The organism is Lentilactobacillus diolivorans DSM 14421 (genome assembly GCF_001434255.1).
Lineage (GTDB): Bacteria > Bacillota > Bacilli > Lactobacillales > Lactobacillaceae > Lentilactobacillus > Lentilactobacillus diolivorans.
On record NZ_AZEY01000068.1, the window covers coordinates 103,128 to 119,484 of the forward strand.

The following is a 16,357-nucleotide window of genomic DNA, read 5'->3' on the forward strand; positions in this document are numbered from 1 at the left end:
AAAGCAATCCAGCGGTAATTGTTTATCCAGGGCCTTTAAATTCAGATAGTAGTTGGCACAGTCACAGCTCAGTTTTAGCCAATTTACTTGTGCAGCCACATTCATTTACATAGAATTGGTAAAAGCCGCAATACCAAATCATTATTTATGATAAATCTCTTTTAGACCAGCCAGATCGCCACTTGATAACCTGGTTTCACCCTGATCGACCGGATACATAATTGAATCCCGCTTCGTGCTGTGATCTAATCCCAAGGCATGACCAATCTCATGAAGTGCAACCGGTTTTTGCATACTGGATTGTGGATATTCAGCATTTAATCCGGCTCGCCCACGATTCAAATCGTCATTTCGATTGCCAATCCATGGGTAAATCTGTGGGCCACCGAGCCCTAGTTCAACAGCTCCCGAACCATTTTCAACTCGTTTTTTATAAACATAAAACGTTAATTGATTGGCTTGTGAATCTACTTTACCGGTTTGTGGTTCCAACCTGACAATTCCGGTCTTATTGTAATCACTAACCGCACTCAGAAAAGCCTGTTTAGCTCGATCACCAACACCATTGGCAAAATGATAATAGTACCTGTTAGACAATGTTCGCCCCTGAACGATACTTTCAATTGGCGTCGCGTTGGCATTAGTCTGAGTTGCCTTTTGCTGCGTTTGATTTTCATGGTGATTATCTTTATCAATTTCAACTTTGAGCATCGTTGGTAAATCAATCGCGTTATTCACCCGATGGCCAATTGATTTTAATGAACCCGGCTGGATAAAAATATTCAAGGTTAGCAAGACAATAATCAGTGCAATGAGCCTATTTATCCACTTCATTTATGGTTCCTCCGTCGTAACGATACGTGGTGTCATCTTGAATAAACGACTTATTTTTAATTAAATTCCGGGAAAATTGTCCAGACAATACTGGCGTTTTTTTAACAATTGTTTGCGAAATGTCTGACTGTCGATATTGATCTTGAATCCAATTAATTGGAAAGACAACAAGAATATTTAGAACAAAGAAGATCACCAGATACTGGGTTAACAAGCCAACTGCTGAGCCTAGGATTGCATTACCAATGTGGAAGCCGGGAACTTTGGCAATGCCATTTAAATGATTTCCGAGCATTAAATAAACCGTGTGAGTTAGTCCAAAAAGGAAAACAAACGCGATAATGTCGATAATGTAAATCCATTGAAGATTGGGCTCCGCACCCAGTTTTTTCACAACTGTCATCACCAAATTAGCAGCTGGTTGGAAATAATAGAATGCCACGATAAATGATAAAATCAGCGAGATAATTCGAACTGACTGGGTAATGAGACCAGCTCGATAGCCGCTCATTAAACCACCAACCAACAAAATTAAAATTAATAAATTAAGAACCAATTCTGTTCTCCTTTTTAGTAAATGGTGGCTAACATATCAAAACTATTGCTAAATTTTACCATATTTTAGCCCGTGATGATTGATTTTACCTTGAATGCTTAAGGGAATGTAATTTTGATTAAGAAAGTCTATAGAACAGAGTGTGCCAGAAGGCGGTTAGATTCCAGAACATAAGGCAGCCAACCCTACCATTCCGGTTCTGAATAGTAGGGTTGGCTGCCTTATGTGGCCGGAATTTGCCTTCTGGCACACGTTTCGGCTGGCTAGCCGAAAACCAATCTAATATAAGCCGGGCTGAAACTATCTATATGGCTAAATCTGCTTGTTACGCCACGTTTTTGTTTGATAACGTTTCACCTAATACCAACAAAAAGCATATCCTAGTCCGTCATTAATCGTTCAACTAATTCTGCCACAGTTGGAACATCGTGAATCGTATCAATTCCGGTATTAACTTCAACAATTCCTTCGTCCAAATTGCCCAACCGCATTGCCGGCCGTAAGCCACCTGCTTGGTTAATTTTCGAATCCATATTCATACGCCGGCTTGGTTGCTGAAATGCTTGGGCAAACTGGCGGGCCAATTTAGTGGTGATTGATCGCTGGTCCAGTGAAACCTCTGCAACTTGATCATAGGTACTATCGACAATTAATTGTTTAGCCGATTTAGCAAGTGGTGATTCCCGGGTCACCATAAACCGGGTGCCAACGTATACCCCCTGAGCACCTAACGCGAAGGCTGCCTTCACACCACGCCGATCATTAACGCCACCGGCCGCCAACACCGGGACCGAAACCGCGTCAACAATTGCCGGGACAACGGTAAACGTCCCATATTCGCGAGCGGGCAGTAGCCCACCCTCATCCCGACCTGTTGCCACGATTAGATCAGCTCCAAGTGATTCAGCTTGCTTGGCATCTGCGACTGTCGGCGTCAAAGCCCGATAAATAATCAGTCCATGATGGGCCTTAATCAAGTCAAACAATTCCGCGTTGACGCTTCCCACAACCGCAAAATAATGAACTTGGGCTTCAAAAAGCATTTTTAACATTTCCCGAGTAAAAACGTTATCGGCAATCCTTTCACCAGGCCGCGGAGTTGCTACCATAACACCAAACGGCCGATCAGTTAACTGTCTAACCTTAATGATTTCCTGACGCATCCGTTCTGCTGTTTCAACCGGATCACTTGTCAACTCATCCTGGCCGGCATTGGGGCCAAGGATACCCAAGCCACCGGCTTCACCAACCGCAGCCACGAGTTTCGCGTCAGTCAGCCAAGCCATGGGTGCCTGAATGATCGGATATTGAATCTTCAAAAGATCAGATACCTGTTTTGTCATCATTAATCGCACCATCCTATTTTTAAAGGCTTCCCAAGTAATCGACACTTATTTACATGGTCATTTTACCGCTTACATCGATAATGTAAACGATTTACACATTAGCGTTATTCAATCAAATCAGTCAAATATAATAATATATCAGTGACATTTAATTCGATCTTTATGGACCATACGACACGCAATTCTAGTATAATAATCGTGAATACAGGGATTGGGTTTCGTCCCTTTTCTAAGGAGGCCGACAAGATGGCACTATTATTCTTTCTAATATTCGGTTGGTTTTACCTACTTTTGAAAATTGGCTTCTCAATTATCAGATTTTTCGGTGGTATTCTCGCCCTATTGATTATCGTTGCCATTTTCACCAGAATCATTATCTGGGGATTCTGGCTGGGAGGCATTGCCCTGGTCGCATTTGTGGCTTGGCTGGGTTATGAAATGATCACGAGAAACGCTAGATAAAAGTTTTACCTGACTATTAAAAGACATGGGGTCTGATTAAAATTTAATCAGACCCCATGTCTTTTTAGTCACTGGAAGCTAAGACAGGCATTTCCCATCTTAATCTCGTATTGATTTCAAGATTTATCGAATCAAAATCTAAACTGGACGGTTGATTATTTGATTGCGTCGGCCACAGCTGTATTGACGGCTGCTTTTTCATCTTCAACCAATGCCACTCGGGTTTCAATGACTTTGGTGTCCATCTTAATTTCACGAGTCAAACCTGGTGTGTTCAGTTTTGGTTCAAAGAATGCTTTAAATTCAGCTAATCGAGTTGGGGTATGGAATACCATGGCAATCACCGTAATATAAGTGGCAAATTCCATGTCACCGCCAACCGTATCCTCTAACCACTGCCAATCTTGACGAATCCAATCCCAGGCTGCCTGCTGACCATCATTATTGGCCAGAACGCCACGGAACCATGCACGTAAATCTTGAGGTTTGATCGTATCGGCATCCTCGAATTTACTGATTAATTTCGCAATTAATTCAGGATCCGCCGTCCTGGTCAAAGCGCGGCTGATATCTGACTTATAACTTGCATCCGATGTTTGCCGATAAGCGGATGATAATTTGTCAAACAACGCCTCACTACCAAAGTTTTTAACTTCGTTTTGCAGAACAAAGACCCGAATATCAGCTGACAAACTTTCCAAATGATTCTGGTTTGCTTTAAAGAGTTGATGGGCTGAGGCAACGGCATCCGAGTTTTGCGCGTACAATGCCGCACTCAAAATGTATGGCCGAGTCAGTTGATCATCATTTGATTCGCCAGTTTTAGGTGTCCAGCCCAAACGACCAACCTGAGCGGCACTCAATTTGTCAAACAAGGCCCGCAACTGTCTTTCTTCTTCGGAGCCAGGTGTCGTAAATTTCTTCAAATCGTTGGCAACTTGATACAAAGCCGCGTTAACAACGTTAGAATGGCTATTTGCAAATTGTGATAATAACGGCACAATTTCAGCGTATGATAATTGACGACCCTCGGCTAATAAGCGAAGATCTTGAAGAATTTGAAGCTGTGAAATAGCGTCCAGTGAATCAACATGATCCAGAATATCCTTCAACAATGTTTGATCATATTTAACAATGAAGTGTGAGTTATTACCAACGTTTGCCCGGAACGGTTTAGCATTAGCTTTCCGCAATTGGTCATAATCGCCAAGGGTTAACTGTTTTTGATCGAATATAGCGGGCGCACCATCATAGTTGGCATTCAACGGAATCTGCCATTGGCGGCCGACTTCTTTGCCGTCACCAACAAAGAATTGCTGTTGAGAAATGGTTAATTTGCCGTCAACTACCGCCGCATTCACAACCGGATATCCAGGTTGCTGCAACCACGATTTCATAATGCCGCCAACATCCAAACCAGAAGCCTCACCCAACGCTGACCAGAGATCATCACCGGTCGCATTATGATATTTGTGAGCATTCAGGTAATTCTTCAAACCAGTCCGCAGGTTGTCATCACCTAATAAGGCTCGAACCATCACTAACATTCGAGCGCCCTTAGCGTAAACAATCGCAGCATCAAACAATGAATCAATTTCAGCTGGATCTTCGACTTCAACGTGAACCGATTGAACCCCATCGGTCGCGTCACGCTGCAGAGCTGCCGGAACATCACTTGTTTGGAAAGTCTCCCAAATGTGCCAGTCAGGTTCTAGAGCATCAATAGCAACGTACTCCATCATGTTGGCAAAACTTTCATTTAACCAGAGATCATCCCACCACTTCATTGTGACTAAATCACCAAACCATTGATGAGCTAGTTCGTGAGCAATTACGGTTGCAACTAATTGTTTCATGTCGAGGGCTGTATTATCCGGGTCAAGTAACAGGTAGGCTTCACGGTATGTGACAAGCCCCCAGTTTTCCATCGCACCGGCTGAGAAATCAGGCAGTGCCAGCTGCCAAGAATGTGGCAATGGGTATGGTGTGTGATAAAAGTCTTCGTAGAATTCAATTGAACGCTTAGCAATATCCAAAGCAAAATCCAATTCATTGGCTTTGTGGGCTTTAGTCGCAAAGACCCCCACTTTAACACCACTTTTAGTCGTTGTTTGCTTTCCTTGGAGTTCACCAAAGGCAAAGGCAACCAAATATGTCGACATCCGAACGGTAGTGTCAAAATAATGCACGCCATTTTCTTCACGAGTTTCGGGCATATTACTCAAAACCGTTTCACCTGGATGTTCATCGAACTTAATGGCTAAATCAAAGGTTGCTTTTGCTTCCGGTTCGTCAACACATGGAAATGCCTGGCGAGCAAATGTTGTTTCAAACTGGGTCCCAATAATTTGCTTTTTAACCCCATTAACTTCATAGTACGATGGATAAATTCCCATCATTGTATCCGTTAGCTTGGCATTATACGTAATGGTCAATGTCGTCTGGCCGTCTTTTGGAAGTTTGATTCGAATAGCATCATTCTTGTCATCGGTCGTAAACGGGACGTCTTGCCCGTCTGATTGAACAGTTGTAATGTCTAAATACTTCTGATGAATCGAAATTGCCTGAGATTTTGCATCCCCGGTAATCGTTGTTTTCCCGGTAATTTGTTTCGTTTCCCGATTGATATTCAAAAAAATATCATAATGGGTCGGTTGGAATGTCTGGTAAAAATGTGTTAGTTCTGCCATGAGTATCCTCCTAATTTTATTAGAATACCTATATTATACGACTTTTTATTCAAGAGGTAACGACCTTGAAGTCTGACTAAAGAAATTATTATTGAATCAAAATTAGCTATCTACTTTCAACATTTATCCATTTAAGACTAAGCTATTTGCTTATCACATCAAGCAATTGGTGCATTCCGATCCTTACCTTGGTTTTGTGTAAACATCCAGTTAATAATGTCACCATCCTTAATCGGATAAGAACCGCAAGATAAGTTTGAAAAGCTGCCATTAACGCTATAAAGCCAACCACTCGTTGCTCCAAAGTTTCCCGCATTAAATCCGCCAATTCCTGTCACATAAGCACTTGAGCCGTCATCTAGCGCGTTAAATGGAATATTTTGTTGCGAGCAAGCCCGCTTAATCGCATCATAAACTGTATCCCCCTGCTTAATAGTAACTGATCCATTTAGTAATAGTTGGTTGCCCTTACTAATTGGACCATAAACCATCACCGTCACTTGTTGTGTCGGTGCGGGAGTTGTTGGTGAAGTGCTTATCCCCGGATTTGGCGAAGTACTTACTGCTGGAGCCGTTGGACTTGAAGCATTAATTTCTGAACTTGAACTTTGAGAGGATACTGTAGCTGAACTCGAAGAAACCGTGGGGTTATTGCTAGATGAGGTTGCTGGCAACCCTTGATTACTCTTCGTAGTTGATTGGGGATTCTGCGGCTTGTTGGCATCTCCAGTTTTATCAATCTGATCAGATCCTTTAGTTTTTTTAGAAGTTGGAGATTTCTTTGAAACCTTATTTTTTACAGTCTTTTTGTTCGTTCGCTTCGAACGATTAACTTTTTTTGTATTTGCTTGTTTTTTATTCTGTTTAACCTTCTTCTTTTGTTGAGATTTCTTACTTTGTTTGGCCCTTTTACCATGCTTAGATTTGTGGGTTTTATGATGGCTACTTTGATAATTTGCTCGACCACTCTTCACTTGAATCAGCCGACTGTTTTGGCTTGCGGCTTGTACCGGTGTTGAGGTAATCAGCTCTTGACCAATTGTGCTAAAGAACAGAGTCAATGAGAAAATTAAGGCTACTATTTTTAAGAATCGTTTGAGCAACATAGAATTAAATACTCCTTTTTACTTATTATTCCGATAAACTAACGACTAAAATCATAAATTGATCCTTTATTTAATTTAAAGAAACGATACTGTTCCAAGGCGTAAACGGATTGCTGAGTTGACATGTTCAATGCCCCATCGTGACTTTTCAGAATCCAGTAAAATTGCCCTGATTTCATTTGGTACAGCAGCAATCGGCTAATTGGATTTACATGATTAACACCTTTAAAACTTTTTATTGGATCAATACGGCAAGCTGCCAATCCTGCAACAACACTGGCAATGGCGTTAGCGTTTTCCTTCTTCGTAAAGTGACTTTTTATGAGAAAGCCACCCGTTTTCTTTTCAAAAGCCTCTGTTTTCAACATACGGACTGCCTTGTTAATTGCTGATTGAACCCCTACAACATTTTGGTGCATCCCTAACGCTTGCAAGACCATGCCCGTGATGTCCAAATCACTCTTATTTCCACTAAGCGACCAACCCCCAGATGCATTTTGTGACTTCAATAATTTTGCTATCAGCTCATTTATTTTAACGGAACTTCTTTTACCATAATGATTTGTACTTAAAGCAATTAATCCAAATGCTTGACCGTTAATGCCATCTTTTGTGGCCGTCCGAATGACATCATTCACCAAGCTTTGCCCCTCAAAATGTTTTGGATTACGACCAATTGCAGTTAACCCGATGACAGTTTTTTCAAAGTCCGTAGCTGCATAGTTTCCTTTCAAGCTCTTGAATTGTCGTTTCAGACTGTTATAAAAGAAGGTCTTTTGATTTCTTGATAATCCTTGTGGCGAACGTGAGAGTGCTAATGCATCCCAACTATTCAAAAGAGACTTCTGCGTATGATGCGCAATAAAGTTGACCCCTAGTTTAATCGAACGATCATAGTTGTGATTAACAACCGCAGCGTGAACCGCCACACCTGTATTTGAATAGGTGGGAAGATTTCCCTGACTAAAAGTAAATAATCCAATTGAACTAATCAGCATTAAACTAGAACATAAAATTCTGCAAATACGACTTTTCATTCTGTTTACCTACTCCTTTTAACCAATTAATTTCGAAAAATCCAACTTAGCCTAATCCTTGATTAATAATTTTTTATTTGCGGTCATATATTGACCATTCTTCAATTGAAGTCTTGTCGTTAATCCTCTGTTAACAACCTTTTTAATTTTTATTATGGTTCCTTTTTTTAGGTGATTTTGCTTACGAGTCAAATTACTGCGCCGATACGAATTAATACCATGTGTACCAATTACTTTAATCTTAGATGGATTCTTACGATAATACGCATTTGTCATTTTATTCGCTGAAACATTCAAATATCCTATTTCCCCGTAATAGTTACCATGATTCAAATCTCTCACTTGATATCGGTTCTTGGCGATTTCACGAATAATCAAGAACATCGGTCGATTAACTCGAGATTGTCGTAAGTAACTTTTTATTAAATTATGTTGTGTAAATTGAGATTTACGGTACAAATGAGCCGTTCCCGTTAATAAGATAACTCTCTTGTGCTGCTTAACTGTTTTTGTAGAATGACTATTCTGAGTTGAACCGAGAGTATTGGTCGAATTCACCGGATTGGCACTATTTCCTACATTTCCTGTGTGATTAACAACATTACCGGAACCAGAATTGTTATTATAGCTATCTAGGAGTAATGTCATATTATTAATTGCCAACACACCAGCATTTAAATCACTCTGAACCTGATTCTTTAAAATATCGTTGTTAATTGTGTTGGTATAAGACGTCACAATCTGGTCAATCTGAGTTAACACATTATTGCGACTTGCCAAATTCAGTTTCTGATCATTATTAACAAATTGTTTACTATTCGTTGCAGTTGACAATAAAGCATTAATCGCATTACTTTTGTCTGTCGTTGTCGCAATATCTGAATGGCTTGCCACAACATTATTAATGGCATTAATCCCACTTTGCTTATCTGTAAGAATTTGATTAACAGAACGGTCCTTATTGATTAGATCAGTATACCTTGCGACAATTTGATCAATCGTTGCATTGACCGTTGCCTGATCATCAGCATTAGCACTTTGATCACTGGCAATTGATTGTTTTCTTGCAACAGCGGCACTCTTCAATGCGCTAATAGCATAAGATTTATTCTGATCACTGGCAATTATTTCTTTAGGATTCTTTTGGAAATCATAAATAGATCCTTTACCTGCTTGTTCATATTGATACTGCTCTAACGCGTAAACAGCTTCCGCGGTGGACATTGAGTCTACATCAGCAGTATTTAGCTGCCAGAAAAATCCCCCATCAGATTGCTGATACTTTAATAAACCATTAATAGGTGAGACAGCGCCACTTTGATTTATCAATGGTTTGCCAACATCAACACCACATGCGGCTAATCCAGTTACCAAAAATGCATCTGTATTTGAATTAACTGATACTCCCCAAGGTGAATTTTTATCAACAAATTCACCAGTATCCTTTTGGTAATATTTAGCAGCAACAGCTTTTTCCGCATTTTGAATTGCATCTTTAACACCAGGTAAATCCTGGTGCATTGCCAAAGCCTGCAAAACCATTCCCGTATCATCACAAACACTAAATAAATTCCAAACACCATCTTTTTGCTGTTTTAACAGGTTGGCCACCCAAATTTTAATAATTGCATTGCTCTCATCACCATAATTGTTGGTGCTTAATGCCATGACACCATAACCCAGTCCATAAATATCATTTGGAGAAGACTTTTCCAATGCAGTAACTAAATTCTTACCATCAAAATTCATCGGATCGCCACCTGCAGAGACAACACCAATAATCAATTTTCCATATTCTTTTGCCTGAACATCCGGCTCTTGAGAATTAAGTTCTGCCTTCAGATTTTCTAGAATTTGATCATTTTGCGCACTCGTCATCGGTTGTGAGCAACGGGCCAAATCAAGTGCGTTCCAAGCATCCAATTTGCTTAGATCTTGTTTATTAATATAACCAATTCCATTTGTAATCGCGGTCTGGTAATCGGTCCCCTGGTTAGCAGAATTAATCACACTTACGCCTGTATTTGAGCTATCTGCCTTTACGTTTGGCACCGCTATCCACGAAAAAACAACCATTCCTAAAATCAATACCAAATTACCTACAAATCTTCTAATATTCATTAAAACACCCCTCAATTAGTTTTACTTCTGTGTTAAATACCAACCCATAATGATATCAACACCTTTATAGGTAGACCCAACGCTCATCATAGTTGGATAACTTAAAGAAGTAAATGGACTCTTTTTACCAATTTTACAAGGCCACGAAACGCCACAGAGATAAACACTATTTACATCCAACATGAGATATTAGGAAAATTGCTGTCAACCACTTGTTGTTTCTTGACCGATCGGCATTAATAAACCAATTTTTCTTTTGTTTGCCATGATATATTCGTGGTTAATTACAACAATCTTGTAGTGAAGAATTCGAAATTGGTAATATATTTTTTAACTAGGGATAAATTCACTAACTTGATACCAGATTTATTCATACAAATCATCAAAAAATGGGCTAACATCAAAGTGCGCCACTTTGAGATTAGTCCATCTTTCATTTAGCCATTATAAAATTAATTATTGATTGATCACAATCAACGATTTAATCGCTTTACGCTGATCCATTGCATCATAGGCATCTTGAATGTGATCCAAATCAAACCGCTGGGTAAATACTTTCCCCGGATGAATTTCGCCATCCAAAACTTTCCTTAGCAGAAGCTGCTTATCATCCGTTGTAACCGAAGCAACGCCCCCACGTAACCCAATATTTCGCCAAAAAAGATGATTGGTATTCATTTCCGGCTTTTGAGGAACGCCAACTCGACCAACAACCGCACCCGGTCGGCCGACCTTAGCTGCCGTATCAACGGATTGTTCAGTCCCAACACATTCAAGAACTGCATCGGCACCCGAACCTTGAGTCAAAGACATGACTTTTTTCACCGCTTCATCACCACGTTCCGACACGATATCAGTGGCACCAAACTCACGCGCTAATTGTTGGCGGTCGGCGTGGCGGCTCATGGCAATAATTCGTTTTGCACCACGCAACTTGGCCGCGATCACACCGCAGAGACCAACGGCGCCATCACCCATCACCACAACAGTATCATCCGTTTTAACTTCGGCACTAGCCGCTGCGTGATATCCGGTCGCCATCACATCAGCTAGCGTTACTAATGAATTTAACACATCATCAGAGTAATCACTTGGTTGACCTGGAATTTTCACCAGCGCCCAATTGGCATTGGTAAATCGAAGATATTGACCTTGATAACCGCCATTACCACCTGCTTCTTGATTCAGACAATCACCATCAAAACCGGCAAGACAAGCGGCACAATGACCACAGCCGTGAGTGAATGGTGCGATGACAAAATCCCCAGGCTTAATATCGGTCACATCAGTTCCAACTTCTTCAACAATCCCAATTGCTTCATGACCAACCAACGAATTAGCATCCCGATGAGAAATACCTCGGAACCACCATAAATCAGAACCACAAACGCTTGCCCGGACAATCCGGATAATCGCATCCGTCGGTTTCTGAATGGTTGGCTTTTCAACATCTTGAACATCAACTTCACCTGGCTTGATAAATACTGCTGCTTTCATTCTAAGAGCTCTCCTTCAATTTCATCACAACATTAATCTTAATAAACAGGTCGATCCATACCTTGCGTATCCGGATCAGCAATGCCAACACTGTCATTCTTTAAAAACTCTGGATCAGCAAAAATTCGAAGGACAACATCAGCAATACTCTTTCGTGAACCTGAAACGCCAACGTATTGTTCATCCTTGTGAGTAAGATCGTACTTGACATCCTTGTCGTTTAACCAAGGTAATCGAAGCGTCGTATATGTTAATCCTGATCCTTCAACAATCTTATCGGATTCCAATGCAGTTTTTAAGCCTGTCCCAATTGTCTGCTTATTCCATTCACCAAAAGTACCAGGCACTTCATCATAAATGCCAAGTTCATTCGTATAAATTAACCGTCCAACACCGGCATCCTTCATTGCCGCCACAACATTCTTAGTTTGACGATCATCACTAGTATGATCGACCGTCCCAACAAAGACAATATCCTGGCCCTTAACAGCTTGCTTAACATCCTCTAGATCGTCAAGGCTGCCTTCAACAAGCGTAACCCGATCATTGTTAGCTAAATCAGCTAACCGATCTTTATTTCTCAAAAAGAGCGTTAAGTGAATGTCAGAAAATTGTGCTTCATTTAAAACCCGTTGTTCAACTAGTTGTGAAATTTGTCCGTTCGCCGCCATAATCAGTACATTTGTTGTCATATTTTTCCCCTTGTTTTTCAGTTATTTGAGTCTTGGAAAGTTGCCAAGACCTCTTTATATTCTCAATAATATTTGTTACTGCAGTTACTCATATAAATGATGGTAATTTTTTATAAATGAAAGATCCAGCAGTTGAACCTTTATAAACCAGCCCGCTTTGCTAATTCTGGAGAATAACGGTCACCAGTAACTTTCACCCTTTTTGACAATTGATTAAGTTGTTCCAATTCAGCTTCAGTGAATTGAACCTTAAGTGCACCAAGATTCTCTTGTAATCGACTAAACCTGGTTGTTCCCGGAATTGGGACAATCCATGGCTTTTGAGCTAACAACCACGCAAGTGCGATTTGTGACGGTGTGGCCTGCTTTGCCAAAGCAAATTCGTCAATCACTTTTAATAATGCCTGATTAGCAATTATTGCTTCTTGCGTAAAGCGTGGCAAATTATGACGCCCATCGTCCTCTGTAAATTTAGTATTGGCATTAATTTTTCCGGTTAGGAATCCTTTGCCCAATGGACTGAAGGGGACAAACCCAATTCCCAACTCATCTAAAGTTGGCAATAATTCTGCCTCAGGATCCCGCGTCCATAATGAATATTCACTTTCAACAGCAGCAAGTGGTTCAACCGCATGCGCCTTTCGAATTGTTTTCGGACTAGCTTCAGATAATCCCCAATGCTTGATTTTACCAGCCCGCTTCAACTGTCCCATCGTATCGGCAACTTCTTCAATTGGAACATGTGGATCAACCCGGTGAAGATAATAAAGATCGATTGTATCTACGCCTAATCGTTTAAGGGATCCCTCAACGGAGCGCTGGATACCCTTGGGATTAGCGTCCACAACTTGTTTACCATTCTCAATTCGTAAGCCACATTTAGTTGCAATCGTTACTTTATCTCGATATGGTGCCAGGGCTTTTCCTAATAATGCTTCGTTGGTATAAGGGCCATATATTTCAGCCGTATCAAAAAAAGTTTCACCACTTTCCACAGCCGCTTGAAGTAACTTGACCATTTGGCTTTGATCCGGGATTTCGCCATAGGCAAAGCTCATCCCCATACAACCTAACCCCATCGCATCAACGGTTAGTCCACCCAAGTGTCTTTTTTCCAAAAAATCACATCCTATTCTTGGCCTGTTGGTCTGATGACAATCTCATTTACCGATGCATCTGCCGGCAAATCAATTGCTGCCATAATTGATGACGCAATCCGATCAGGAGAAATGGCGGTTTGCTGATAATACTTTTCAAGTGCTGCTTTTGTTGTTGGATCGGTCACATTCTCAACTAATTCAGTTGCAATGGCACCGGGTGAAACCACCGTCACGCGAACATTACTTTTGGCTGCCGCTTCCTCTTGTCTTAAAGCCTCACTGATCATTAAAACACCAGCCTTAGTGGCACTATAAACCCCACCACCTTGGTGAACCGCATGAGCGGCTACCGATGCCATGTTAATAAACTGACCGGATTTTTGTGCCCGCATACTTGGCAGCGCAGCGTTAATCCCATAAAGAATCCCGCGTAAATTAACATCAATCATCCGGTTCCAATCGTCAACTTTACCCTTAATAAATTCTGAATGTGGCATCAGACCAGCATTATTCATCCAAACATCAATTTTGCCGAATGAATCAAGTGCCAATTTTGCCAACGCTTTAACACTTGATAGATCGGTGACATCTGTGCTCTTATAAACAGCTGTGCCACCTGCCGCCTTAATGTCGGTTACAATTTGCTGTAGTTTAGAATCACGCCGAGCCCCTAAAACTAGTTGATGGCCATTCTTTGCTAATAATTTAGCCGTCGTTTCACCAATTCCACTTGAAGCACCAGTAATAACAATCACTTTACTCATCTAATTTTCCTCCTCGTAAGAGAGCTTTTCTTGTTCATATTTCAACGTATGATCTTCATAATGATCAATTTTGTAATTCAAATAATTAAGCGTTTGATTAATTGCGGCAACCTTATCAACTAAGTCTTGGCGCTGCTCAATCAATAGCGACTTCCGAACATCAGTATTTAGATGATCATCGCGATACAATTTCACGAATTCGATCAATGCTTCAATAGTCATTCCTGCATGACGCAAAGCTTTAATATAAAAGATCCAGTTCATGTCATATTTACTATACTCACGATAACCACTCTGGTTTCGCTTGACAGTCGGTAATATGCCAACACGCTCCCAATAACGCAATGTATCTTTGGTCACATCAAACTTCTTTGCAACTGTATCAATGTTCATGGGGCTAACTTCCTTATGATTTAAATTTAAACTTTACGAACCAAGTTCAGGATTCGTTCAACAGCTGCCGGATCACGGTGATCAAAAAACTGACTTTCATGCTTATCCAAAGATGCAATTTGAGCCATCTCATCATCTGTCAAATGGAAATCAAGACTATTGAGATTTTCTGCCATTCGCTCTTTTCGTGAAGACTTCGAAACCGCAACAATTCCCCGTTGTGTTAACCACCTTAAAATGACTTGACCAACTGATTTACTGTACTTTGAGCCAATTTTTGTCAAAACCTCATTCTTAAAAATGTCGTGTTTACCTTCAGCGAAGGGTGCCCAAGCTTCCGGTTGAATGTCATGAGCCTTCAAGTATGCGACTTCATCTTTTTGTTGCATCCAAGGGTTAGTTTCAATTTGATCTAAAGCTGGTTTAACATCGTTATTTAAAGTTAAATCAATTAGCCGATCGGAAGAAAAGTTTGAGACCCCAATTGCCCGAATCTTACCTTCTTTATATAATTCTTCCATTGCCCGCCAAGAACCATACACATCTCCATACGGCTGATGAATCAAATACAAGTCAAGATAATCCAGTTGAAGCCGTTCCAATGACTTGTCAAATGCTTTCTTGGTTGCTTCGTAACCGGTATCCGACACCCATAATTTAGTGGTAATAAACAAATCTTTTCTGGCAATTCCACTACGTTTGATGGCCTTACCAACAGCTTCTTCATTACCATAAGAAGCCGCTGTATCAATTAATCGATAACCACTGTCAATTGCATCGACAACTGCGTTTTCTGCGACTTGTTGATCTGTGATTTGAAAAACACCGTAACCTAGAACCGGCATTTCAACGCCATTATTTAATTTAATTGTTTCCATTCTTTATTTCTCCCATTCTATTGAATCCCAATTCAAGAGGTTCAACCTGCTTAGTAGTTAATTTATAATTCCAAGGTCATCATAAACCTTGGTGTGAACTCCAATGCAAATCTTTTTCTTAATCAATCTTCATTCAAACACTCAGTTACTGATTTAAATGATGGTTCCTCAGGAAATTATCCAAGTCATCATCATTGTTATCATAGCGAAAACCACTTGTGATCTTTGCACCATCCGCTTGTGTCAACTTTCTCATCTCAGGCATTGAACGGCTGATCGGATCACTTGAACTAGTCGTAAACGGCACAATTATCTTATTTGAAAAATTGTATCTATCAAATAAAGAATGAATAATCATTGGCGGTTGATGCCACCACGTTGGAAACCCAACCAGAATCGTCCGATATCGCTTCAAGTTGGGAATCGTGGTTTTAATAGCAGGATGAATCCCGTTGTCCAACTGATTCTTAGCAACTTTGACTAAATTATTATAGTCATCTGGATACTTTTCCTTTGGTTGCAACCGAACAATATCCGCACCGGTTTTAGACTGAATAACCTCCGCAGCTGCCTTGGTTGTTCCTGACGCCGAAAAGTAAATAATCAATTTTTTATTACCTTGATGTGATTTACCCGTTTCTTGTTTGGTCCTGGATACATCACTTGAGTTCTTTGATGTTGTTGCCGCGTGTGCGAAGTACAATCCTGTCAGCACACCCGCTGCTGCAATAACCCCAACAATGATTAAACTTATTTTACGCATTTGGTCATCTCCTTATCTTTTTGGTTCAGTTGCTTATCCTTTACGTTGAAAAAAGTATAAACCTTGGACTTAACTCCAACGCAAGAGATTATTCAAAATAAAAAATTATGCAGAGTGA

The 16,357-nt window shown here is 40.5% G+C and carries 15 protein-coding genes; 1 reads left to right on the forward strand and 14 read right to left on the reverse strand.

Annotated features, from left to right (window positions below; all coding sequences use genetic code 11):
- Positions 1-141: 141 nt before the first annotated feature.
- The 3 genes from FC85_RS07020 to FC85_RS07030 all read right to left on the reverse strand — a co-directional run bounded on the left by FC85_RS07020 (position 142) and on the right by FC85_RS07030 (position 2,736).
- Positions 142-834 carry a matrixin family metalloprotease gene (locus tag FC85_RS07020; RefSeq protein ID WP_057864819.1) on the reverse strand — a complete coding sequence of 231 codons (693 nt, stop codon included), beginning with the start codon at positions 832-834 and terminating at the stop codon, positions 142-144.
- Positions 818-1,390 carry a CvpA family protein gene (locus FC85_RS07025; protein WP_057864820.1) on the reverse strand — a complete coding sequence of 191 codons (573 nt, stop codon included), beginning with the start codon at positions 1,388-1,390 and terminating at the stop codon, positions 818-820. The genes FC85_RS07020 and FC85_RS07025 overlap by 17 nt, the downstream gene beginning before the upstream one ends.
- A gap of 380 nt (positions 1,391-1,770) precedes the next feature.
- Entirely contained in the window at positions 1,771-2,736 is a 966-nt protein-coding gene (locus FC85_RS07030) for an NAD(P)H-dependent flavin oxidoreductase (RefSeq protein WP_057864821.1), read from the reverse strand.
- A gap of 246 nt (positions 2,737-2,982) precedes the next feature.
- Here FC85_RS07030 and FC85_RS07035 point away from each other — a divergent pair, with 246 nt between their 5' ends.
- A complete protein-coding gene (locus FC85_RS07035) occupies positions 2,983-3,198 on the forward strand; it encodes a hypothetical protein (protein WP_057864822.1) in 216 nt (71 codons plus the stop codon).
- 155 nt (positions 3,199-3,353) lie between these two features.
- Here the strand turns inward: FC85_RS07035 and FC85_RS07040 are convergent, their stop codons facing one another.
- From FC85_RS07040 to FC85_RS07090, 11 genes are all read right to left on the reverse strand, one after another.
- Positions 3,354-5,888: a M1 family metallopeptidase gene (locus tag FC85_RS07040; protein WP_057864823.1), complete on the reverse strand. Its 2,535-nt coding sequence runs from the start codon at positions 5,886-5,888 to the stop codon at positions 3,354-3,356.
- 158 nt (positions 5,889-6,046) lie between these two features.
- Positions 6,047-6,994, reverse strand: coding sequence for a DUF4430 domain-containing protein (locus FC85_RS07045; RefSeq protein ID WP_057864824.1), 948 nt, complete (start codon positions 6,992-6,994; stop codon positions 6,047-6,049).
- Between the two features lie 38 nt (positions 6,995-7,032).
- Entirely contained in the window at positions 7,033-8,031 is a 999-nt protein-coding gene (locus FC85_RS07050) for a prenyltransferase/squalene oxidase repeat-containing protein (protein ID WP_057864825.1), read from the reverse strand.
- Positions 8,032-8,082: 51 nt separating this feature from the next.
- Positions 8,083-10,152, reverse strand: coding sequence for a DUF5776 domain-containing protein (locus tag FC85_RS07055; protein ID WP_057864826.1), 2,070 nt, complete (start codon positions 10,150-10,152; stop codon positions 8,083-8,085).
- Between the two features lie 456 nt (positions 10,153-10,608).
- Entirely contained in the window at positions 10,609-11,649 is a 1,041-nt protein-coding gene (locus FC85_RS07060; RefSeq protein ID WP_057864827.1) for a zinc-binding dehydrogenase, read from the reverse strand.
- 38 nt (positions 11,650-11,687) lie between these two features.
- Positions 11,688-12,341 (reverse strand): NAD(P)H-binding protein, encoded by a 654-nt coding sequence (locus FC85_RS07065; protein ID WP_057864828.1) that lies wholly within the window; start codon positions 12,339-12,341, stop codon positions 11,688-11,690.
- A gap of 140 nt (positions 12,342-12,481) precedes the next feature.
- Positions 12,482-13,459, reverse strand: coding sequence for an aldo/keto reductase (locus FC85_RS07070; protein ID WP_057864829.1), 978 nt, complete (start codon positions 13,457-13,459; stop codon positions 12,482-12,484).
- 11 nt (positions 13,460-13,470) lie between these two features.
- On the reverse strand, positions 13,471-14,205 hold the full coding sequence (locus FC85_RS07075; protein ID WP_057864830.1) for an SDR family oxidoreductase: 735 nt from the start codon (positions 14,203-14,205) through the stop codon (positions 13,471-13,473).
- On the reverse strand, positions 14,206-14,598 hold the full coding sequence (locus FC85_RS07080) for a MerR family transcriptional regulator (protein ID WP_057864831.1): 393 nt from the start codon (positions 14,596-14,598) through the stop codon (positions 14,206-14,208). It abuts the gene before it with no gap.
- A gap of 26 nt (positions 14,599-14,624) precedes the next feature.
- Positions 14,625-15,476, reverse strand: a complete 852-nt coding sequence (locus FC85_RS07085; protein ID WP_057864832.1) for an aldo/keto reductase — start codon at positions 15,474-15,476, stop codon at positions 14,625-14,627.
- A gap of 145 nt (positions 15,477-15,621) precedes the next feature.
- A complete protein-coding gene (locus FC85_RS07090; protein WP_057864833.1) occupies positions 15,622-16,239 on the reverse strand; it encodes a flavodoxin in 618 nt (205 codons plus the stop codon).
- Positions 16,240-16,357 lie beyond the last annotated feature (118 nt).